The sequence below is a fragment of the Paraburkholderia bryophila genome (assembly GCF_003269035.1).
Taxonomy (GTDB): Bacteria; Pseudomonadota; Gammaproteobacteria; order Burkholderiales; family Burkholderiaceae; genus Paraburkholderia; species Paraburkholderia bryophila.
In genome coordinates, this window is record NZ_QLTK01000026.1 from 14,590 (window position 1) to 35,726 (window position 21,137).

The 21,137-nt window shown below is 63.1% G+C and carries 16 protein-coding genes; 6 read left to right on the forward strand and 10 right to left on the reverse strand.

Annotation, left to right across the window (positions count from 1 at the left end):
• Positions 1–110 precede the first annotated feature (110 nt).
• A complete protein-coding gene (locus tag BX591_RS27745; RefSeq protein WP_111934535.1) occupies positions 111–908 on the forward strand; it encodes a sce7726 family protein in 798 nt (265 codons plus the stop codon).
• A gap of 9 nt (positions 909–917) precedes the next feature.
• Here the strand turns inward: BX591_RS27745 and BX591_RS27750 are convergent, their stop codons facing one another.
• From BX591_RS27750 to BX591_RS27760, 3 genes are all read right to left on the reverse strand, one after another.
• Entirely contained in the window at positions 918–1,991 is a 1,074-nt protein-coding gene (locus BX591_RS27750) for a beta family protein (protein WP_146749819.1), read from the reverse strand.
• 207 nt (positions 1,992–2,198) lie between these two features.
• Positions 2,199–3,194 (reverse strand): LysR family transcriptional regulator, encoded by a 996-nt coding sequence (locus BX591_RS27755; protein ID WP_111934537.1) that lies wholly within the window; start codon positions 3,192–3,194, stop codon positions 2,199–2,201.
• A complete protein-coding gene (locus BX591_RS27760) occupies positions 3,191–4,624 on the reverse strand; it encodes an MFS transporter (protein WP_111934538.1) in 1,434 nt (477 codons plus the stop codon). The genes BX591_RS27755 and BX591_RS27760 overlap by 4 nt, the downstream gene beginning before the upstream one ends.
• Before the next feature lie 65 nt (positions 4,625–4,689).
• Here BX591_RS27760 and BX591_RS27765 point away from each other — a divergent pair, with 65 nt between their 5' ends.
• The 3 genes from BX591_RS27765 (at position 4,690) to BX591_RS27775 (ending at position 6,441) form a co-directional block, all read left to right on the forward strand.
• Positions 4,690–5,382: a helix-turn-helix transcriptional regulator gene (locus BX591_RS27765; protein WP_176343064.1), complete on the forward strand. Its 693-nt coding sequence runs from the start codon at positions 4,690–4,692 to the stop codon at positions 5,380–5,382.
• Between the two features lie 126 nt (positions 5,383–5,508).
• Complete coding sequence (locus BX591_RS27770) at positions 5,509–5,766, forward strand: hypothetical protein (protein ID WP_111934540.1); 258 nt, start codon at positions 5,509–5,511, stop codon at positions 5,764–5,766.
• Positions 5,767–5,841: 75 nt separating this feature from the next.
• On the forward strand, positions 5,842–6,441 hold the full coding sequence (locus BX591_RS27775) for a LysE family translocator (RefSeq protein WP_111934541.1): 600 nt from the start codon (positions 5,842–5,844) through the stop codon (positions 6,439–6,441).
• Between the two features lie 21 nt (positions 6,442–6,462).
• On the opposite strand, the gene BX591_RS27780 is transcribed toward BX591_RS27775, so the two are convergent.
• The 5 genes from BX591_RS27780 to BX591_RS27800 all read right to left on the reverse strand — a co-directional run bounded on the left by BX591_RS27780 (position 6,463) and on the right by BX591_RS27800 (position 13,524).
• Entirely contained in the window at positions 6,463–7,686 is a 1,224-nt protein-coding gene (locus tag BX591_RS27780) for a winged helix-turn-helix domain-containing protein (protein ID WP_111934542.1), read from the reverse strand.
• 186 nt (positions 7,687–7,872) lie between these two features.
• Positions 7,873–9,603, reverse strand: a complete 1,731-nt coding sequence (locus BX591_RS27785) for an FAD-dependent oxidoreductase (protein WP_111934543.1) — start codon at positions 9,601–9,603, stop codon at positions 7,873–7,875.
• Positions 9,604–9,691: 88 nt separating this feature from the next.
• Positions 9,692–10,684 (reverse strand): DedA family protein/thiosulfate sulfurtransferase GlpE, encoded by a 993-nt coding sequence (locus BX591_RS27790; RefSeq protein WP_111934544.1) that lies wholly within the window; start codon positions 10,682–10,684, stop codon positions 9,692–9,694.
• Positions 10,685–11,050: 366 nt separating this feature from the next.
• Positions 11,051–11,302 carry a hypothetical protein gene (locus tag BX591_RS27795; protein ID WP_007178686.1) on the reverse strand — a complete coding sequence of 84 codons (252 nt, stop codon included), beginning with the start codon at positions 11,300–11,302 and terminating at the stop codon, positions 11,051–11,053.
• A gap of 536 nt (positions 11,303–11,838) precedes the next feature.
• Complete coding sequence (locus tag BX591_RS27800; RefSeq protein ID WP_111934545.1) at positions 11,839–13,524, reverse strand: methyl-accepting chemotaxis protein; 1,686 nt, start codon at positions 13,522–13,524, stop codon at positions 11,839–11,841.
• Between the two features lie 299 nt (positions 13,525–13,823).
• Between BX591_RS27800 and BX591_RS27805 the strand changes: the two genes are divergently transcribed.
• Positions 13,824–17,297 carry an ATP-binding protein gene (locus BX591_RS27805; protein ID WP_111934546.1) on the forward strand — a complete coding sequence of 1,158 codons (3,474 nt, stop codon included), beginning with the start codon at positions 13,824–13,826 and terminating at the stop codon, positions 17,295–17,297.
• A 72-nt stretch (positions 17,298–17,369) separates the two neighbouring features.
• On the opposite strand, the gene BX591_RS27810 is transcribed toward BX591_RS27805, so the two are convergent.
• Positions 17,370–17,777 (reverse strand): RidA family protein, encoded by a 408-nt coding sequence (locus BX591_RS27810; protein WP_111934547.1) that lies wholly within the window; start codon positions 17,775–17,777, stop codon positions 17,370–17,372.
• 107 nt (positions 17,778–17,884) lie between these two features.
• The gene (locus BX591_RS27815; protein WP_111934548.1) at positions 17,885–19,285 is read right to left on the reverse strand and encodes a GntP family permease; all 1,401 of its coding nucleotides are present in this window, start codon (positions 19,283–19,285) and stop codon (positions 17,885–17,887) included.
• A 312-nt stretch (positions 19,286–19,597) separates the two neighbouring features.
• Here BX591_RS27815 and BX591_RS27820 point away from each other — a divergent pair, with 312 nt between their 5' ends.
• Entirely contained in the window at positions 19,598–21,079 is a 1,482-nt protein-coding gene (locus tag BX591_RS27820) for a sigma-54 interaction domain-containing protein (protein WP_111934549.1), read from the forward strand.
• Positions 21,080–21,137: the final 58 nt, after the last annotated feature.

The window sequence follows — 21,137 nt, forward strand, 5'->3', positions numbered from 1 at the left end:
TCAGATGAAATAAGGTGAGACATGCGGCAACGTTTTAGCCACAAACGGCACGCGGAATAGCCCCCCTCCTGCGGGAAATGCCTATAATTTCGGCTGACGGGGGATATTCAATGGAAGCTTTGAACGAAGCGATAATCAAGGCAGCGGTCATAGACAGACTTTTGCGCCATCACATCAACGACGACGCGGTCCTGATTAGCGAGATGGTGCTCGCGAATGGCTTGCGTCGCGCCGATCTGGCCATCGCTAACGGTTTCCTTCACGCGTTCGAAATTAAGAGTGATCGGGATACGCTGGGTCGTCTCGACGGTCAACTCGAAGCCTATATGGCTCAGTTCGACAAAGTCACACTGGTTGTCGCGAGTAGATTTGTCGAATCTATTCTGAGCAAATACCCGAAGCACGTCGAGGTTTGGGAGGCACTGAATGAAGGTGTGCGTGTGCGGATCAAATTGCGTCGGCGCGGCGAGTGTGTGCCGGTTCGATCGGCAGCGATACTCGGCGGCTTCCTCAGGAAAACCGATCTGGCGACCTTCCTGCGATCTGAAGGTGTCGACATTACTGCGGCGGCCCCGCGGCTCAATCTGATGCAGGAGCTTGAACGCGTCAGCGTGAAGCGCCTGCGTCGGTTCGTCTTGTCGACAGTCAAGCGGCGATATAAAACGCTTCACGAGACTTTTATGACGCAGCGTTGCGAAGTTACGTTGCCGGGCGACCTTGTCGCATTGCGCCGGACAGAGATCGCGGTTGCGCAATCTGTTGGTGGGTTGAGGATAGCACCCGCAGTCTCGGACACGAAAAGCGAACAAAGGCTTGAGCGTGCCGTGAATGTCAATCGCCTCCGCGAGCGCTACGGACTCGTCGCCGAAAACATTCCACAAACAGTACTGCTCCGCAGCGCGGCGTAGACCTTCGTGTCACTCTTCAAGCGAGTCGTCGTCGGCTGGCAAGCTGGATACGAGAGAAAGATAATATTGTCGCGTGATATGCATGTTGACGCGGGCGGCAATCCAACTGGAAGGTGTTTTCATCTTGTCGATCAGTCCCGCCGCAGCTGATACGATTTTTTGTGCTCCCCACGATTCGTTTCTGCGGATCTCGGGAAAGCTGTTGAGAAGCGCTTTGGCCGTCGCGACATATCCTTGAGCATCGGTATCGGGACGTCGCTCGAATTCCCACGACTCGGCCGTTGGATAGTCGATTCGCGGCGTATATCTGCCGCCGCTGGCCGCAGACACCTTCGGGTGGATTGAGCCATGATCTCCGTATAGGCAGGCGTCGGCTCCAATTTCCTCAAAGAGTTCGCGTTCAAGAATGGGTATGCTGCCGCGTGTGCCACCTGAGTCCTTGTCGAATGACTTGGTGACGGACGATGGAAAGCTTGACGACATCACGCATATCGCAGCGTTAGGAATATCGCGTCGAATCTGATTGATTGCGCCTACTGAGTCGACAATGCACTTGCCGATCATTTCCTTGGCCACAAGCCCCAGATCGACGATAACCATCGCCTGATCGGCCGAATCCAGCGTTGACAGTGCCGCGACAGCCCGAGGCGTGTCCGCGGCGAGATTCACAAGTCGAAATGCGACTCGCTCGTGCGCGGATTTCGCAAGTTCGCGCGTCTGCCGCATTAGCTCGGGTAAACGCAAATCAACCGGCATCTGTATCACCGGGATGGCGAGGGGATCTGTCTGAACGAATTTTCGCCAGGCGTTGAAAGAGCCCTCGGGGGAAAGAAGGGCGAGGAGCTCTGGGTTCTGATATTTGGGCTCGCCAGTGACGTCGAGAAGGTACGGGCGATTGCCAACAGCGGCTTTGGCAATTTTGAGTGAAGTAAGCACACCGGGCTGCTTAGGCCACGCACCTAGTGTGATGAGGGGAAGCAATGCACCTTTAACTTCCTCTGCGATTTTTTCATAGCCCAGCATTTCCGCGGGACGCGTTCTCAATGCAGGGTAGTAGGGAAATTTTTCGAAATAGGCCGGCAATTTTTTGCTCCTCGCAGAGTGCGTTTACAAATACCTTTGTCGTTGTCAATGCTCAGCGTAAGTTTCTTCGAGAACGAAAAAATATTCAGGTTTTTAGTTCGGATGTCTTACGGTAGAAAATTATATGATCTCGACAGCGCTGCGAAATAGCTGGCCGGATGGGTGATTGCCCGTTCGTAGATCTGGTGCTAGTGAATAATCCGCAGGTTAACGCACCACCCCCACGCACTGCCCACCCTGCGTCGAATCAACCACCGGCCACAACGGCGATTCACCCACCCGCGTCGCAACCGTCCTAACCACGCCCGGGGCCTTTTCAAACACCTCCGCCAGCCAGTCGACAAACGCGCGCACGCGCGGCGAGATCTGCCGGCTTTTCACATAGGTCACCGATACCGCGAGCGGTGCAGGTCTGCACTTAGGCAGCACTTCGATCAACTGACCCGAGACCAGATACGGTGCTACGGTCGCGCGCCCGAGTTGAATCAACCCCAAGCCTTCGAGACCGCAAGCGAGATAGGTGTGCTCGTCGTCCACCTGAATGAAGCCACTTACTTTCGCTTTGCTCGCGCGCGCCGCCACGCAAAAATCGAAGTCCATCCGTCGACCGGATTGCGCCGACAACCAGTTCACCGCGACATGTTTGGACAGATCGTCGAGATGATGCGGCTCGCCGAAGCGCGTCAGATACGCTGGGCTTGCACAAGTCACGCGGTCGAGCCAGCCGAGGCGTCGCACGAGCAGGCGCGAATCCGGCAACTCGCCCAGCTCGATGCTGCAATCCACGCTCTCGCCGGTCAGATCCAGCGCGCGATGATTCACGCCAAGCGCCAGTTCCACATGCGGATGCAGCGCATGAAACGAAGCCAGTTCGGGCACCACGACCGACGCCGCGATCATGCCCGGCATCGCCACACGCAACCGGCCGCGCAAATTCTCCGGCCGGTTGAACAGACCCGATTCGACCTCTTCGATCGCCGCGAGAATCTGCGCGCAGCGTTCGTAGTATGCGGCGCCTTCGGCGGTCAGCGTGACCTTGCGGGTCGTGCGCACCAGCAGTTGCACGCCGAGTAGCGACTCGAGCGCCTGCACGGTAGTGGTCGCGGTGGCGCGCGGAATGTCGAGCGATTCGGCAGCGCGCGTGAAGCTGCTCGAATCCACGATGCGCACGAAAATGCGCATGGCTTGCACGCGATCGATCACGATGCTTCTCCGGTTAAACGCGGCTCAGGGCGCTGACGCGTCAAGCCGACCGCGAGCAGCGGCGCGATGGCGAAGATGGCGAACAGCCACACGGCGGTGTGCTGGGCGCCGGGCAGCGCGGCTAGCGTCGTGAGTCCCGCGCCGTTCGCGACGAGCCCCGCCAGTGCCGAGCCGACCGCCATCGCGAAGAGTTGAATGGTGGTGATCGACAGCGACGCGAGGTTTTCCTCGCCGGGTCGCGCGGCGGTGAACACGCGTGTCAGCAGATGCGGCCAGCCGATGCCCACGCCGAGTCCAACGCTCGTCAACGCCGCGCACAGCGCCAGCGTGCCGCTCGTGCTGTCGAACAGATCGGGCATCGGCATCAACCAGGCGAGCGCGCCGAGTCCCAATGCCTCGACGAGCGGCCCCGCGCGGCTCATGCGTTGCGCGACCGCCGGGGAACGTAGGGCGCTGAACATCGAGCCGACCGACCAGCCCGCCGCCATCAACGCGGTCAGATAACCGGCCGCGAGCGGCGAGCGGCCGTGAATCGTCTGCAGGAAATACGGCACGAAAATCTCGCAGGTCACGCCGATGCCGAGCAGGCTCATGCACGCATAAATGCTGCCGATGCGCGTACGGATCGAGTACGCGCCGCTCGGCAACAGACGTGTGGTGCCGTCGTTGCGTTCGAGCCGCGCGAGCAGCCACACGAGCCCAAGACCCGCGATCACGCCGAGCGCATTCCACGCCATCTGCTCAGTTAGTGCGGCAAGCGAAATCACCAGCACGGAAGCGCCGAGCAACGCGGCCTTGAGCAAAGGAATGGGCGCGGCGTTCACATGCGAGGCGCGCTTGCCGTCCACCTCGCGTTGCACGATCAAGGCAAGCAATAGAACGGCCGGCAACAGCACCCAGAACGCGAGACGCCAATCGCCGAGTTGCGCGAAGATGCCGCCGAGCGCCGGCCCGCACAACGTAGCGACGCCCCACATGCCCGATACCAGCCCCATTGCAAGCGGCCACAGACGCTCTTCGAACACGACGCGAATCAGCGCGTAGCTCAGTGCGAGCAGAACGCCGCCGCCGAGGCCTTGCAGCGTACGGCCGGCGAGCATCCACGGCATGGAAGGCGCGCTTGCGCAGACGACCGTGCCCAGCGTGAAGACGGCCAGCGCGCTGAAATACGCGGAACGTGCGCCGAGCACGGCAAGCAGACGCATCGACAGCACCGACCCCAGGATCGAGGCGACGACGAACAGCGTGGTGTTCCACGCATACAGTTCGAGCCCGCCGATGTCGTGCACGACCGACGGCAGAATCGTCGTTGCAACGTGCACGTTAGTGGCGTGCAGCGCGACGCCGCCCGCGAGTCCCAAGGCTCGCCAGCCATTACTGCCGGTGAGTAGATCGCTCCATGCCGGCGCGTTCGATTGCGGATTTTTCATATCGTGGACAGCCGTTCGTGGTTGACTTATTATGCAAGTACTGACTTGGATAATAATGTGGCTCGATGAGATATGCAAATGAAAGCTTGGATAATTCGCCTGGCGCCGCAGCCGCTGTGACGAGCGCGGCGCCGGTGGATCGCATCCTGACGCTGTTGAAGACGCAGGGGGCGTTGTCGACCGCGTCGATTGCGGGCGAGCTCGGCATTACCGTCGAGGCGGCGCGCCAGCAGATTCAGAAGCTGCTGGGCGGTGGCCTGATCGAAGGGCGTCAGGCGTCGCAGGCGGGACCGGGGCGGCCGAGTCAAAGCTGGGCGCTCACCGAGGCGGGGCATGCGCGCTTTCCGGATACGCATCCGCAGTTGACCGTGCAGTTGCTCGGCTCGATTCGCCAGTTGTTCGGCGAAGCCGGGCTCGACAAGCTGATCGATCAACGGTCGGTCGAAACGCGCGCGAATTATCTGGCGGCGTTGAAGCCGATGAAAGGACTCAAGGCGCGACTCACCAGGTTGGTGGAAATTCGCAGCGCCGAAGGCTATATGGCCGAGTTGCAGAAAGACGGCCGCGACTGGCTGCTGCTCGAAAACCACTGCCCGATCTGCGCGGCGGCGCGGACTTGCCAGGGCTTCTGTCGCGCGGAGTTGCAGCTCTTCGCGGAGATCGTCGGCGACGAGGGCGGGATTGTTCGAGAAGAACACGTGCTCGCCGGTGCACGGCGATGTGCGTATCGCATCACACCGACCAGGTCACTGAGCTAGATCGGGTTCGTCCCTATCACGAATAGACGTGTACGCACGATCGGTATATAACAAGGTACCAGCATGGCTTGTTCACCGAGGCATCGATAGCCATCAGTCATTAGTCAACAGGAGCGAAGTTTCATCATGACGCAAGACGTTTCGCCAACGCCCCCCACGGGCGACCGCCCCGACCTGGAACACCTCGACGCAGCGCTCAGTCACGTGGATCAGCAGGTCTCTTCCGGCAGCATTGCATCGGGCGCCGCGAAAGGCATTCTGTATAGCCTGATTGAAACGCTCGGCGCATTTGTCGGCGATCCGGATCTGCCGGAACACGCGCGGTCGGGTTACGAAGGGTTGCTGGAAACCGCGCGCGAATTGCGCGCCAGGCTCGATCACTGAAACTGGTCGCAAGATTTCGGCGATTCATCGGTCCGTGATAAAAAGGCGCATTGTTTTCGACATTGCGCCTTTTTCATGATCTCCGAATCCGCCATCGCGTTACTGGCCGGCGGCATTGTCGTCGTGCTGATTACGCCGGGTCCCACCAATACACTGCTCGCCGCCGCGGGTTTGCGCCAGGGCATGCGACGCTCGTCACCGTTGATCGTCGCCGAACTGGCCGGCTATCTCGTGTCGATTTCCGTGTGGGGACATTTTCTCGCGCAAGCCGAGCATGCGTGGCCGTGGCTGCCTTCGTTGCTGCGTGTGGCGGCCGGGCTGTACATGGCGTACCTTGCCGTCGACATGTGGCGCGCCGCCGTCGCACTACCCGATTCGACGCAGCGGATCATCGGCATGCGCACGCTGTTCGTCGCAACGCTGCTCAACCCGAAAGGCTTGCTGTTCGCGGGCACGATCTTCCCGGCGATCGCCTTCGCGCATCTGCCGGCCTACCTCTTCGCGATGCTGATGTTCGCGTGTCTGCTGGCGCCGATTGCGCTCGCGTGGATAGCGTTCGGCGCCGCGCTCGGCAGCGGCAAGCTCACGTGGCTCAATCCGGTGAAGATGCAGCGTGCTGCGTCGATCGTGTTGGGCGCGTTTTCGTTGTCGCTGGCATGGGCCGCGCTGCATTGAAGGCGAGCTCACGCGGCCCCGTCATGCTTCCACGTCAGCGCCGACGTTTAACGCGTCGAGCCATTCCGGCGGCGCGGACGTGAACGCCAATTGCGGCGTGCCATGCCACTGCGCGCAACGTTGCAACGCACGGCGTAGATCGCCGGCAAGCCGGGCGCTTGCCCGCACGCCGGATTCGATATGCAGCGACTTCAGTTCGAACACGCCTTGGGTGCGGTGCGCTTTCGCATCCACGCGCCCGACCAGCCGGCCGCGGCTCAATAGCGGCAACACGAAATAGCCGTATTTGCGCTTCTCCGCCGGCGTATAGCATTCGATCGCATAGTCGAAATCGAATAGCGCGGCGGCGCGCTTACGGTCCCATACGACCGGATCGAACGGCGACAGCACGGTCGTCACGGTCGACGCGAGCTTGCCGTTTGCCGCATCGTCGAGCATCGCCGCATAGTCGCGATGAACGAACGTGTCCTGCTTCCAGCCTTCCACCTGCACCGCAATCAGCTCACCCTCATCGGCAAGCGCATGCAGTTCGTCGCGATAAGGGCGGCGCGGTAGGCGGTAGTAATCGGCGACCCAGTCGGCACGTGCAATGCCGAGCGCGCGACAGGTGCGGCGCAGCACCTGGTCGGTGACCGTGTGGGCGGGCGGCAGGTCGCGTGCGTCGTCCCAATCGGGTAGCACGCGCTCGGTCAGATCGTAGACGCGGTGAAAATTGCGGCGCTCCGCGACCATCAGTTGCCCGATCGCGAACAGCACCTCGAGGTGGCGTTTTTCCGGCTTCCAGTCCCACCAGCCGTTGCCCGTGCCGGCCTCGCGCGCGAAATCCGCCGAACGCACCGGACCTGTGGCGCGAATGTGCGCGAGCAGCGCGTCGATCGCCTTGCGATGCTTCTTGTGCCACTCGGCCGCGTATTTCCAGCCCATTCCGCTCGGATCGAGCATGCGATGGCGCAGCAGGCCGTAGTCTTCGGTCGGCACGAAACAGGCCTCATGCGACCAGTATTCGAATAGTTTGCCTTCGGCGAGATGCTCGTCGAGCCATTGCTGCGGATACGTGCCGAGCCGGCTGAACAACACGAGATAAGGGCTGCGCGCGACCACGTGGATCGTGTCGATCTGCAATTGCGCCATGCGGCGGATCGTGTCGAGCACGTCGGCCTTGACGGCCTTGCGGCGCGGCGGGGTCAGCAGACCTTGCGCGGCCAGATGCAGCGTGCGGGCGGCGGAAAGCGGCAGAGTGTTCACGCGGGCGTCGATCAGTGAGTGACTGCGAAAGAGAACGGACGCGAGGTCCGGCCAGGATCAGCAGTCACTACTTTAGCGTGAATACGCCAGACGAATCGGCGCGGGCGGCGATTCGTGCCAGGCGCAGAACAAGAGGCGTCGACGAGAGACCCAAGGCGTGAACTGCGCGGGCCTCTCGTGCGCGCCTCAAGCGCCCAATGCGACCGCTTCCTCCGCCGAAGCGGCCAGCAGTTGATGGATCTGCGCGACGACAGCCGCGCCTTCGCCCACCGCCGCCGCGACCCGTTTCGTCGATCCGGCGCGGGCATCGCCGATCGCGTACACGCCTTCGACCGTGGTGGCGAGATCGCAGACAGACGCGCCGTCGATGTTGGTGCCGGTGAGCACGAAGCCCTTCTCGTCGAGTTCCACGCCGCAGGTGCGCAGCCAGTCGGTATTCGGATCCGCGCCGGTGAAGAGGAACAGATGCCGCGTGTCGAAGTGATCGGTGCCGTCGGGCAGAGGCTTTTTCAGGCCGACGCGCGCGAGACCACTGTCGTCCGCGTCGAGCTGTCCGATTTCCGAATGCGGATGCACGAACACATTCGGCAGCGAGCGAATACGGTCGATCAGATAGCGCGACATGGTCGCCTCAAAGCCGCCGCGCCGGATCAGCACGTGAACCTTGGCCGCATGCGTTGCTAGATAGACAATCGCCTGGCCGGCCGAATTGCCGCCGCCCACCAGCACGATTTCCTGGCGTTTGCACAGCTTGGCCTCGACCGGCGACGCCCAGTAGTACACGCCGCGTCCGTCGAAGCGATCGAGACCCTGCAGCGCCGGCCGTCGGTACACCGCACCGCTCGCAATCACGATGGTGCGGGAGGTGATGTGGCCGCCGCACTTGAGCTCCAGCCGGTACGGCGACTCCGCGCAATTGAGCGCCTTCACATGGACCGGAATCGCGACGTGCGCGCCGAATTTCTGCGCCTGCACGAAAGCGCGTCCCGCCAGCGCCTGCCCGGAAATTCCGGTCGGAAAGCCGAGGTAATTCTCGATCCGCGAGCTCGCGCCGGCCTGGCCGCCCGGCGCACGGCTGTCGAGCACGATCACCGACAGACCCTCGGAGGCCGCGTACACGGCGGTCGCGAGACCGGCGGGCCCGGCGCCGACGATCGCGACGTCGTACACATGCGAGTCGTCGAGATCGGGCAGCAAGCCGAGGCAAGTGGCCAGTTCCGGCATGCTCGGATGACGCAGCACCGAGCCGTCCGGACAGATCACCAGCGGCATGTCTTCTTTCTGCGCGGCGAATTGCTCGATCAGACGCAGCGCGTCTTCATCGCGTTCGTCGATCACCGAATGAGGATGGCCGTTGCGCGACAGAAAACCCTGCAACATGACGAGCCGCGCGTCGCTGCTGTTGCCGATCAGAATCGGCCCGCCGGCGCCCTTTTCGATCAGCGACACACGCCGCAAAATCAGCGCGCGCATGATGCGCTCGCCCAGTTCGGCTTCGGCAACGATCAGCGCGCGCAATTGGTCCGGCGGGATCAGCAGCGCTTGCACCGCGCTGAGCGCCATACCGTTGACCAGCGCAGGCCGGCCCGACAATTGACCGACTTCCGCCAGAAAATGCCCGGCGCCGTGATCGGCGATCACCACCTCGCGGCCAATGCCGTCGCGCTGGTACACCTTCACGCGCCCTTCCAGCACCACGAACATGCCCGGGCCGGTGCGGCCGGTCTCGAACAGCAGTTCACCGGCCTGCCAGTTGCCGATCTCGCCGAAGCGGCGCAGGCGTTCGATTTCCGCGCTGGTCAGGGAGGGAAACATCTGGTGCATACGCGTCGCCAGATTCGAAAACGGCGCGTCGGCGACGATCGCCTGCGGTTGTCCTTCAGTGTCTTGCGTCGAAACGTCTTGAGTCGAAAGCATTGAACCGCTCCTTCGGTGTTCATTGATAGATCGAACGGAGGCGAGCGGCGCGGCGCACCGACGGCGCCAGGACGGATACGCTGCCGCGCTACACGGCCTTCGGCGCGATGTGGTCGACCGCCATCTCGGGCGGCGGCGTGTCGGGCAGCGCTTCGACCGGCTTACCCGAGTCGCGCCAGGCTTCCATGCCGCCGCGTAACGGCAGCACGTCGGAAAAACCGGCCTCGTTCAATTGTTTGGCCATCCATGCAGCCGAAATCTCGTTCGGGCAGGAACAGTAAATCACCAGCTTCTGATCGCGCGGATACGTGGCGACGATCTCGTCGAGTTGCCGTTCGTCCGCGAATTGCGAACCGGGAATCACGAACGGATCGAGCTTGCGCTTTTCTTGCGAACGGATGTCGAACATGACCGGTGTTTTGCCCGCCGCGACGAGCTTGGCCAGCTCATCGACCTCTATACGTGCGGACGCAAGCTTGGAAATCAACTGGCGACGACGAATCCACCGGTACGCGGCGTACAGCAACAGCAGCGCGACGACCACCAGCGCCGCCGTGCGGCCGAGGCGCCCGGCCATGGCAAACAGCATGTCGATCTGCTTCGCGAACAACGCGCCGATGATCAGGCCGGTGCCCGACCATAAGGCAGCACCGATGCTGTCATAAGTAAGAAACGTACGGTAGCGCGTGCCCATTGCGCCCGCCATTGGAATCGACACGATCGACAGGCCCGGCACGAATTTGGCCACGGCCAGCACGCGCACGCCCCAGCGGCCGAAAAAGCGCTCGGTCTTTTTCACGCAGGTATCGCGCGACAGCGACAGGCGGCAGATCGTTTTCAGCGTGTTGCCGCCGTACATACGCCCGGCGAGATACCAGACGCTGTCGCCGATCAGCGTGGCAAAGATCGACAGAATCAATACCGGCGCCAATTGCGTGCCCACCGAACCCGGGTGCATGGCCGCCATGGCGCCGAACAGAACCAGCGACGGCATCGCCGGAACCGGCAGCCCGATAGAGGCGGCCAGCACGTTGACGAAGACGAGCGCCGGCCCATATTGCTCGACGAGATCATGTAGCATCGGCTTACATCCGCAGCCCTTTCGGGAGCGGCGCAGGTAGGGAAAGCAAAGGAGAATGCAGGGATTATGGACGTATTTTCAAGACGTGCAAACGTCAGGAAACGATGTCCTTTATTTCGTAGTTGAAAGCGGCGTCGTGGTGCGCCGAAAGCTTGAAAGCGCGAACGGCAGATGCGCTACGAACCCTCTGAAACAGGACTCGCGCGCTCGCTCGATTCGAGGCTGATACGGAATTAATGCCCGATTGACATGGGCTGCGGTCACGCTCGAACCAGATAAACGGAAAGTCTGGCCGACTTGCCATTGCAACAGGCGACAAACAACATGCGGCAGGGCGTTTAAGCGCCGCTGCCGCATGCTTGAACTTTATTGACGATGATTGTGCTGCTCGCCCGGCAGTTCGGCGCCGTGCGCGCGAATCGCCGCGATCAGTTCGGCCGGCGTGATTTCGTAGCGCACTTCGCGGTGTATGCCTGGCTTGCGCTCGTCGACTTCGATCAGAAGAATACCTTTGCCGTCTTCTGTCGATTCGAGGCGCAGCGAGCGGAGTTCGCGCGCCGTCGCGTCGTCGTATTCGGTGAGCAGGGCCATTGACCCGGAAGACCCGGTAGTGCGCATCGAAGTTGTCCTTGTTCCGTTGTGTTGATCGAACCATTGTACGGGCAGGGTAGCGCGCTGTCTGGCGCGCCTCGCCGTCTTCCCGCCCAGTTGCCAGCTTACCCGGACACGGCCGCGTGCGTTGCCTGGTGCGGCTCGCCGGGCTGCGCGTGTCGCAACGCTCAGCGTGCATAACCAGTTTAACGCGACTCTCCACTACGACGGCTGCATTTTTCGTGCCCCCAGGCGGTGCAGTCGTTCTCCCTCGCTGTCACGCGGGTGACGCGCGCTCCGGTTATACGGGCGACTCGCGAGTCTTCTCGCCGTTCGGCATGCTTGCGGGAACCTGCGGACAAAACTGGGTCCGCGCGCGCAACCGGAAAGGTCTTGCGCGAAAGACAAGGCGCACGGCCAAAAAAATAGCCCGTCCATAAATGGACGGGCTGCTAAACGCCGTTGTTACTCGGGTCAGCCGGCCCGTGCAACTAGTTGGGCGCTGACGAACACATCGTGCCCCTTCAATAGTGGGCTGTCGAGGTGGGAGTAACGCCGATCTATCAGAACAATGTCGCTTCTTCCTGTGCGGCGCTGCGCTTCGGTTCAGGCGTCGCAGCGGTCGAAGCCGTCGCGGCGTTCGGCGTGCGTGCCTGATGGCGCGGCGTCACGGCGCGTTGCGCGGGCGTGGCTTCGGCGACCGTGAATAGCCGCACGGCCTCGTCCAGTACGTCGGCCTGTTCCGCGAGACGTTGTGCAGTGGCCGCCGCCTGCTCGACGAGCGCGGCGTTCTGCTGGGTCGCGCCATCCAGATGCGAGACCGCCTGATTCACCTGGCGAATCCCTTCCGCCTGTTCGCTGCTCGCATTCGCGACTTCGACGATGATCGACGACACGCGGCTCACCGCTTCATCGATCACCCGCATCTGCGAGGTGGTGCGCGCAACCAGTTCGGTGCCCACGGCGACTTCGCTGGCGCTCGCCTCGACCACCGACTTGATTTCCTTCGACGACGCCGCGCAGCGCTGTGCCAGCATCCGCACCTCGCCCGCGACGACTGCGAACGAGCGGCCCGATTCGCCGGCGCGCGCCGCTTCGACGGCGGCATTCAGTGCGAGGATGTTGGTCTGGAACGCGATGCCGTCGATCACGCCGGTAATGTCCGCAATCCGCCGGGACGCCGCCGTGATGCCGGCCATGGTCTGCTCGACCTGGCCCGCGATCTGGCCGCCGACCGCCGCGGCTGCCTGGGCATCCTTGGCAAGATCGAGCGCGCGCACGCTGGCGTCGGCGTTGGCCTGGACGGTCGTGGTCAGCTCTTCCATGGTGGCGGCGGTTTCTTCGAGCGACGCCGCCTGCAATTCCGTACGGCGCGCGAGATCGACATTGCCGCTGGAGATTTCCCGCGCGTTGTCGAGCATGCCGGTGATTTGCGCGCGCACGTCGAAGACGATCGCCGCGAGATTCGCCTTCAGTTGATTCAAGGCCTGCAGCACGTCGCCGAGATCGTCGTGACGCGCGATCTCCAGATCGGCGGTCAGGTCGCCTGCGGCGAGACGCGTCGCGAAACCCGACATGTCACGGATCGGCGTGGCGAGCTGGTGCGTCAGTACTTGCCACAACACCACGCTGAGCGCGGCGGTGACGCCGAACGCAATCCAGAACGGCACGGGCGGCACGCCTTGCCAGGCGGCGAAACCGGTCGCCAGCAGCGCGAGCGGCGTCAGCGCATAGCCGATCGCCGCGCGCGTCGCGACCGGTAGGCGCATCAGCGCCTGAATCCGGCCGGGCACGCCGGTGCGTACCACCACGCCGCGGCGCAGTTTCAGGCCACGCGACTCGCCCGCGCTCATGCGGGCGTAGAGCGCGTCGGCGTCGCGCACGGCTTCGCGTTCCGGTCTCACGCGCACGCTCAGATAGCCGACGATCACGCCTTTCTCGACCACCGGCGTGACATTGGCATGGACCCAGTAATGGTCGCCGTTCTTGCGGCGGTTCTTGACGAGCGCGGTCCAGGGACGGCCGTCGCGGATGGTCGTCCACAGATCGGCGAACGCCTCGCGCGGCATGTCCGGATGGCGGATCAGGTTATGCGGCTGGCCGATCAGTTCTTCGCGCGTGAAACCCGAGACGGCGATGAAAGCCGGATTGCAGTACTGGATACGGCCGGTCAGATCGGTCGCGGAAACCAGCATTTGCGACGAAGGGAATTCGTACTCGTGCCCGGTAACGGGCTGATTGTTGCGCATGGCGTTCCTTGCTCGTGCTAGCCGCGGACAGGTCGCGGTGCTTACGTGATTGCAAGGTTTAACGGCAAATTAACGCTTTTCCTTGAGGGTTTTCCCAGTAAAGCACTCAGGTTTATGCCGCTTGGGGCCGTTATTGCAGGGTTGTTCATGCGTTGCGCGTAGCGGTCGAACTACCGTCGGAGGAATGTGGCGGCCAGCTTCAAAAGCGCTACACTTCGGCGATGTAAGGCTTACAGAACCATTTGTCCGCCTCGCTATCGTGGCGGCCCGCCGGCTTGATTCACGCAACCCACGCGTCGATGCAGAAAATCCTCGATCGCACTCAGGAATCACTGGCGCACGCGTTTGCTTCGCTCGAGCAAAGTGCGAAGCGTCAACAGGGGGTGTACCTCGCGACGATCGCCTCGCTGATGCTGATCGTGGTCGTTTTCGCGCTCGCGCTCGCGGTGATCGGCGCGAGCAAGCAACTGGACTACCTGCATACTTACGCCGCGCAGAACGCCGCCGAGTTTTCGCTGCTGCTGCATCGGGAGGAATCGTTTCTGCGGCGCACCGAGTTCACGCTCGACTTCTATCAGACCACCACCAACGTATTGCGCGTACCCGATGCGATCGAAGACTCGGTTCGCCAGACGGGCGTCGCGCGGGGCGACATCGAGCGGATCGGTGCCGGCTTCGACGTGCTGATCGGCGAGGCGACGCGGGCCGCGTGGGGCGACGAGCTGAACGCGAAACTGTGGCGCCTGTACGAAGCCGCGCAATCGGCGCTAGTCACGCAGCAGGCGTTCGAACTGCGTCAACGCACGGTGCTGCTCGGGCTGAACGAAGACTACGCCGCAATTTTGCCGTCGGTCGTTCGCCCGGACGCGAACGGCTCGCCTGCCACGCCGCCGTTGCAAGCGGCCGCCGTGGGCACGTTGCGCGCCACCCTGCTGCATGAACTCCAGACGCAAACCGGCAAGCGGCTGCCGGGCAAGGGCGAGCGGGTCTGGCTGGGCCCGTATCGCGACCCGCTGCAAGGGCTGCTGGTGATCTCGGCGGTCAGTGCCTACTACGACGCGGACGGCAAACCGGTCACGCTGATCGCGGTCAGCGTGCCGGTCGAGACGCTGCCGGCGCGGCTGAAGTGGCCCAACCACGAAGGCGCGATGCTGTTGATGATGGCGGATCGCCGCCTGATCGTGTCCTCGCCGCCGCTCGACGCGCAGCGCGTGACGCTGCTGCAGGGCGTCGTGGCGCACACGCCGCCCGACACCAACCGCTATATCCGCGACGGCGTCATTTTCTATGAACCGCTCACGCCCGGTTTCGGCGCGCTGGTCGGCTATGTCACTTGGCGTGGGCTCGCGTCGGCGCTCGGCTGGCAACTGGCGGTGCTTGCCGCACTCACGCTGCTGATCTTGCTGGCTATCGTGCTGATCGCCCGTTTCTGGGGCTTGCGGCTGTTGCATGTCAGCTTTGCCGAGACATCGCGCGCATTGGAGAGCGAGACGATCAATCACATTCTGGTCAGCGCGACGCCGATCGGTTTGTGCATCGTCCGGCAGAGCGATCATTCGATTTTGACCGCGAATGCGTTGGCCAAGGAACTGTTGCATATCGAACCGGATGGCGAACGCCTGCCCTCGCATATCGTCGACGAGTTTCGCGCGCAGGCGACGGATAAACCCTCCGCCCACGCGTTTGCGAAAATCGCCGCATTCGTCGTGCCGGCCTTGCCCGCACAGGCCACGCCCACGCCGCCGCCGATCGCCTCGCATCCTGACGAGCGCGCGGCCGCGCCCGGCCGGTTCCTCCAGCTCACCTATGCGCCGGCCCGCTACGACGATCAGGACGTGCTGTTCTGCGCGATTCTCGATGTCACCGCGCAATATGAACTTGAACAGCAGTTGCGGCTCGCGCAGCAGACGTCGGAAAACATGATGCGGGCGCGTTCGAATTTTTTCGCGTCGATGAGCCACGAAGTCCGCACACCGTTGAATGCGCTGCTCGGCAATCTCGAACTCTTCGCGCGCACGCCGGGGCTCGACGCCCACACTCAGCGACTCGCGACGCTGGGGGTGGCAGCCAATGCACTGCGTGGCATCGTCAACGACATTCTCGATTTTTCGAAAATCGATGCCGGCGAAATGAGGCTCGCCACGGAGTTGTTCCGTCCGGTGGACGACCTGGAAAACATCGCGCTTTCCTGTGCGCCGATGAAGGCGGACCGGCCTATCCGTTTCTACTCGCATCTGTCGCCAACGCTCGACCAGCCGCTGCGTGGCGATCGCACGCGTATCGCGCAGATCGTGAACAACCTGTTGAGCAATGCGTTCAAGTTCACGTCGTGCGGCAAGATCGTGCTGAGCGCGGAGATCGACGACGACCCGCAGGGCAACCCGATTCTCATCTGCCGGGTCTGCGATTCGGGGATCGGCATGGATCAGGCGCTGGTGGCGCGCATTTTCAATCCGTTCGTGCAAGGCGAGGCGAGTACGTCGAGCCGCTATGGCGGCACGGGCCTCGGGTTGTCGATCTGCGCGCGGCTGTGCGAGTTGATGGGCGGCCATATTTCGGTCGAAAGCGTGCTCGGTGTCGGTAGCGCATTCACGGTCGCGATCCCGCTCGCGCTACCGCCGGAAGAGTCGCGCACGGCGGCCGTCGAGGCGCCGCGCCGTGGCCATGCGCTGGTGCTGTGTCAGGAACGCGAGTCGGGACAATTGCTGGAAACCGCGTTGCAACGCAAAGGCTGGAGCGTGCATACCGAAACGTCGATGCGCGGCGCGCAAGCCTGGCTGCGAGTGAACCGCCCGGATGTGCTGGTCGTGACCGGCGAATACGATCTCGATGCGGTGGCTGAATTGCGTGAGGCGCAGGCAATCGGTACGGTGTGGATCACGTATGGCGGCCCGCACATGCCGGCTTTGCGCGGCGACGGCATATTCGAAGTCAGTGAATTTAGTCGCAAGGCAGTGATGTCCGCGGTCGATCTCGCGACCGGCGGTCCGAATGCGCGCGCCGCCGCAGTCGCGGCGCCGGTCGATCCCGTCGTCGCTTCGCCTCAGCCAGTGCATGCCGCGTTGCACGGACTGAAAGTGCTGGTCGCCGAAGACAATCCGCTGATTCAAAGCCTGATCGTCGAGCAACTCATCGCGCTGGGCTGTTCGCCGACCATCGCGGGGGACGGACGGCAAGCGCTGGCGGCCGCCCAGCAGGCTCATTTCGACGTGCTGCTGAGCGACATTCATATGCCGGTAATGGACGGGTACGAGTTGCTGGCGCAGGTGAGCAAGTCGCATCCGGATCTGCCGGTGCTGGCGTTCAGCGCCGTGACCGACACGCAGGACGACGCCGCGTGGCGTGAGCGCGGCTTTACGGGGCATGTCGCCAAACCGGCGTCGCTGGGCGAACTGGAGGCGGCGTTGCTCGAGGTCGCGTCGGCGCGTGGGCATGGGGGCGAGGCTGCGACGGAGACTGGCGCGGCAGGTTCGCCGGCGTCTACCCTCAGCGCGGACGACAAAGCGCGCTACAACGCCATGCTCAGACAGCACTTGCAAAGCGAACTGCCCAGGCTCATGGCGATCGTCGAAGCGGAGGATCGGGAAGCGCTGGGCGGCTGGGCGCACAGCGCGGGCGGCGCGCTCCTGATCGTGCAGGAGGCGGCCTTCGCGCAGCAATGCCGCGAGGTGCAGCAGCTATGCCGCGGCAGCGAACGGTGGACGGTCGACATGGACGAGCGCGCCATCTCGTTGCATGACGCGTTGATCGATCACTTCGACCTGGACGAATAGTCGGTGCATTGAGTGGGCAGCCTGCGTTGCGTTGCCCTGCATCGCTCCGCTCGCCTGCCCGCCCCCCGCGAATCAGCCCGGCCCCGGTCGTCTCGCGATGAAGTCGATCTCGACCAGCGCATCGCGCGCAAGAGCCGTGACGCCAATGCAGGTCCGGGCCGGCAGTGCGGTGGCGGGAAAGTAGGCGCGGTAAATGGCGTTCATCGACGCATAGTCCCGCTTGAACTCGGTCAGAAAGATGCGCGCGGCGACGACGTGTTGCAGCCCGAGGCCCGCGCCTTGCAAAACCAGCATCAGGTTGTCCATGACGCGCTGCGTTTGCGCGACGACGCCGTCGGGTAAGGGCGCGCTGTCGTCGGTGGGCGAGGTCGGCATCTGGCCGGTCACGAAGACCCAGCCGTCGGCCTCGGTTGCGTGGGAGAAGGGGCCGACCGGTGTGGGCGCGGTCGGGATCATCCAGAAGGTGGGCGTCGAGGTCATGGGCGGGGTGGTGGCGTCGGTTGTCGAAACGCTACGCTACCCGAACAAAACGTCATGCGCCGATCAAGTCGGCTCGACGCCGCCCCATTACACGAAAGCGTTCCCGCTTAAACCAGCCCAGTCGCGTAATACACCCCGATCACGAAGAACACCGCCAGCGTCTTGATCACCGTCACCGCGAAAATGTCGCGATACGACTGACGGTGCGTCAAACCCGTCACGGCCAGCAGCGTAATCACCGCGCCGTTGTGCGGCAGCGTGTCCATGCCGCCGCTCGCCATGGCGACGACCCGGTGCAGCACTTCCATCGGAATATGGGCTGCCTCCGCGCCTTTGATGAACGTGTCCGACATGGCCGCCAGCGCGATGCTCATGCCGCCCGACGCAGAACCCGTGATACCCGCCAGGGAACTCACCGACACGGCGGCATTGACGAGCGGATTAGGAATGCTCTTCAGCGCATTGCTGACCACCAGAAAACCCGGCAACGCCGCGATCACGCCACCAAAGCCGTATTCCGACGCGGTATTCAGCGAAGCCAGCAACGCGCCCGCCACCGCTGCCTTGGTGCCGATCGCAAAACGTTCGCGCACCCGGCCGAACGCGGTGATCACGACCATCACGATACCGAGCAGCAGCGCGCCTTCCACGGCCCAGATCGCGACCACGCTCTTGATCGTCGTGGTGACCGGTGCATGGATGCCCGGCAGAATGTCCGGCGCCACCGTGTAAGTCGCGCCATACCAGTTCGGAATCCAGCGGGTCAGCATAAAGTTCGCAACGCCCACCAGCACCAGCGGCGCCACGGCCAGCAGCGGATGCGGCAGTTGTTTCGATTCGACGCGTTCCGGCTCGTTGACCAGATTCGTGCCGTAGCCCTCGCCGGTTGCCATTGCCGCGCGGCGGCGCCATTCCAGATACGTCAGGCCGACCACGATGATGAACAGCGAACCGATCACGCCGAGCGCGGGCGCGGCCCACGAAGTCGTCTTGAAGAAGGTGGTCGGGATGATGTTCTGAATTTGCGGCGTACCCGGCAGCGAATCCATCGTGAACGAGAACGCGCCGAGCGCGATGGCGCCGGGCATCAAGCGCTTCGGAATATTGCTTTGACGGTACAGCTCGGCGGCAAACGGATAGACCGCGAACACCACCACGAACAGCGACACGCCGCCGTAGGTGAGCAGCGCGCACACCGCCACGATCACCGCATTGGCGCGCGAGCGGCCGATATAGCGAATGGCCGCCGCCACGATCGACTCCGAGAAACCGGACAGTTCGATCACCTTGCCGAACACGGCGCCAAGCAGAAACACCGGGAAGTAGAGCTTCACGAAGCCGACCATCTTCTCCATGAAGATGCCGGTGAAGACCGGCGCAACCGCGGACGGATCGGTCAGCAGGACGGCGCCGAGCGCGGCGATCGGCGCAAACAATATGACGCTGTAGCCGCGATACGCGGCAAACATCAGAAACGCCAGGGCGGCGAGGACGATGACAAAGGACATTGAGTCTCCAAAGCTTGGTTGTTCTACGTGGTCGCCGTCCGACGACGCGACGGCACGGCCGCCCGCAAATGCAGGTTCCGTGCCACCTGCGGCATAACGGCTAGCCTATTGATTTCGCAGGCCGAAGTTCGAAACGTGATGCGGCCGATTGTACCCAACCGTCTCTAAATCGGGACGCAATTCAGCTGAAGTTACGTCAAATCGAGGTTAAACCCTTATTGGATAAGCTTTTTGCCGATCTCTTCGGTGAGATAAACTTGTCTACGAAATGAGAAAAGCATAACTAGCACGATAGCCGGAGACAGCGACAGCATGATGAACGACTGGGCGGGCCTGCCTGCCACCTATGGCGACGTACTGCGCCGGGCGATGGACTCGCTTTTCCGCACCTTCGAAAATTTCAGCGAAGGCACGTTTATCGTCGACGCCGAGGCGCGAGTCGTCTGGATCAACAAACGCTACGCGGCGCGGTTCGGTTTTTCGGACCCGCAACAGGCAATCGGCCGCGACTGCGAAGCGGTGATTCCCAACAGCCTGATGCGCGAGGTCGTGAAGACCGGCAAACCGATTCTGCTCGATATTCTGGAAACAGACCGCGAGCCGCTCGTCGTCACGCGTTTGCCGCTCAAGGACGACGCCGGGAACACGGTCGGTGCGGTCGGTTTTGCGCTGTTCGATGAACTGAAGGCGCTGACGCCGCTTTTTTCCCACTACTCGCGTGTGCAGCAGGAATTGATCGCGACGCGACAGTCGCTGGCGCAGGCGCGGCGCGCGAAATATACCTTCGGTAGTTTCGTCGGCACGAGTGCGGCCAGTCTCGAGGTGAAACGCCAGGCGCGACGCGCGGCACAACTCGAGTCGCCGGTGCTGTTGCTCGGTGAAACCGGCACGGGCAAGGAGTTGCTCGCGCATGCGATCCATGGCGGCTCGGCGCGCGCGAATCAGCCGCTCGTGACCGTCAACGTCGCGGCGATTCCCGATACCTTGCTCGAGGTCGAGTTCTTCGGCGCCGCGCCGGGTGCCTACACCGGCGCCGACCGTAAGGGGCGAGTCGGCAAGTTCGAGCTGGCGAACGGCGGCACGCTGTTTCTCGACGAAATCGGCGACATGCCGCTGCCCTTGCAAGGCAAGCTGCTTCGCGTCTTGCAGGACAAGGAGTTCGAGCCGCTCGGCTCCAATCGGATCGTGCGCGCCGACGTGCGGATCATCGCCGCGACATCGGCCGACCTGCCTGCTCTGGTCGCGGCGGGTCGCTTTCGCGCCGATCTGTTTTACCGGCTGAACGTGCTGACGATCCAGGCGCCGCCGTTGCGCGAGCGCGTCTCCGACATCGAAGCGCTGGCCTACGCGATGCTGGAGGATCTGTCGACCCAAGCGCGCGGCGGCAATCACTTCGAATTGCAGGACGACGCCTTGCGGCTGCTGTGTTCCTATGGATGGCCGGGCAATGTGCGCGAATTGCGCAATACGCTGGAGCGGGCCGTGATGCTGTCCGATAGCGAGCGGATCGATGCGCGGGCGCTCGCGCCGTTGCTTGGCATGGCGCACGGCGCCGGCGTGGGTGTGGGCATAAGCACGGGCGCGGGCACGGCTTCAACGATTGCCGCGTCGACAACGCCAGCCGGCGCCGCCGAACCCGCGTCATGGAGCGACGCGATGGCGGCGTTCGAGAAACGTTTCCTGAGCGATGCATTGCGCGCCAACGGCGGGCGCGTGATCGACGCCGCCGCGCAAATCGGCATGGGCCGTGCAACGCTCTACAAGAAGATCGCGGCGTACGGTATCGAGGCGTAACGAAACCCGCTCATATCGAGCGACGCAGTGTAATAGCCGCGTGGCACAATCGCGTGAT

What these genes read in the sequence shown, in the direction of transcription:
- BX591_RS27810 (WP_111934547.1), bottom strand. Translation starts at nt 17,777, where the DNA reads ATGACCTCGACGCCCACCTTCTGGATGATCCCGACCGCGCCCACACCG.
- BX591_RS27785 (WP_111934543.1), bottom strand. Translation starts at nt 9,603, where the DNA reads ATGCTTTCGACTCAAGACGTTTCGACGCAAGACACTGAAGGACAACCG.
- BX591_RS27770 (WP_111934540.1), top strand. Translation starts at nt 5,509, where the DNA reads ATGACGCAAGACGTTTCGCCAACGCCCCCCACGGGCGACCGCCCCGAC.
- BX591_RS27760 (WP_111934538.1), bottom strand. Translation starts at nt 4,624, where the DNA reads ATGAAAAATCCGCAATCGAACGCGCCGGCATGGAGCGATCTACTCACC.
- BX591_RS27815 (WP_111934548.1), bottom strand. Translation starts at nt 19,285, where the DNA reads ATGTCCTTTGTCATCGTCCTCGCCGCCCTGGCGTTTCTGATGTTTGCC.
- BX591_RS27805 (WP_111934546.1), top strand. Translation starts at nt 13,824, where the DNA reads ATGCAGAAAATCCTCGATCGCACTCAGGAATCACTGGCGCACGCGTTT.
- BX591_RS27775 (WP_111934541.1), top strand. Translation starts at nt 5,842, where the DNA reads ATGATCTCCGAATCCGCCATCGCGTTACTGGCCGGCGGCATTGTCGTC.
- BX591_RS27765 (WP_176343064.1), top strand. Translation starts at nt 4,690, where the DNA reads ATGAGATATGCAAATGAAAGCTTGGATAATTCGCCTGGCGCCGCAGCC.
- BX591_RS27820 (WP_111934549.1), top strand. Translation starts at nt 19,598, where the DNA reads ATGATGAACGACTGGGCGGGCCTGCCTGCCACCTATGGCGACGTACTG.
- BX591_RS27790 (WP_111934544.1), bottom strand. Translation starts at nt 10,684, where the DNA reads ATGCTACATGATCTCGTCGAGCAATATGGGCCGGCGCTCGTCTTCGTC.
- BX591_RS27745 (WP_111934535.1), top strand. Translation starts at nt 111, where the DNA reads ATGGAAGCTTTGAACGAAGCGATAATCAAGGCAGCGGTCATAGACAGA.
- BX591_RS27795 (WP_007178686.1), bottom strand. Translation starts at nt 11,302, where the DNA reads ATGCGCACTACCGGGTCTTCCGGGTCAATGGCCCTGCTCACCGAATAC.
- BX591_RS27800 (WP_111934545.1), bottom strand. Translation starts at nt 13,524, where the DNA reads ATGCGCAACAATCAGCCCGTTACCGGGCACGAGTACGAATTCCCTTCG.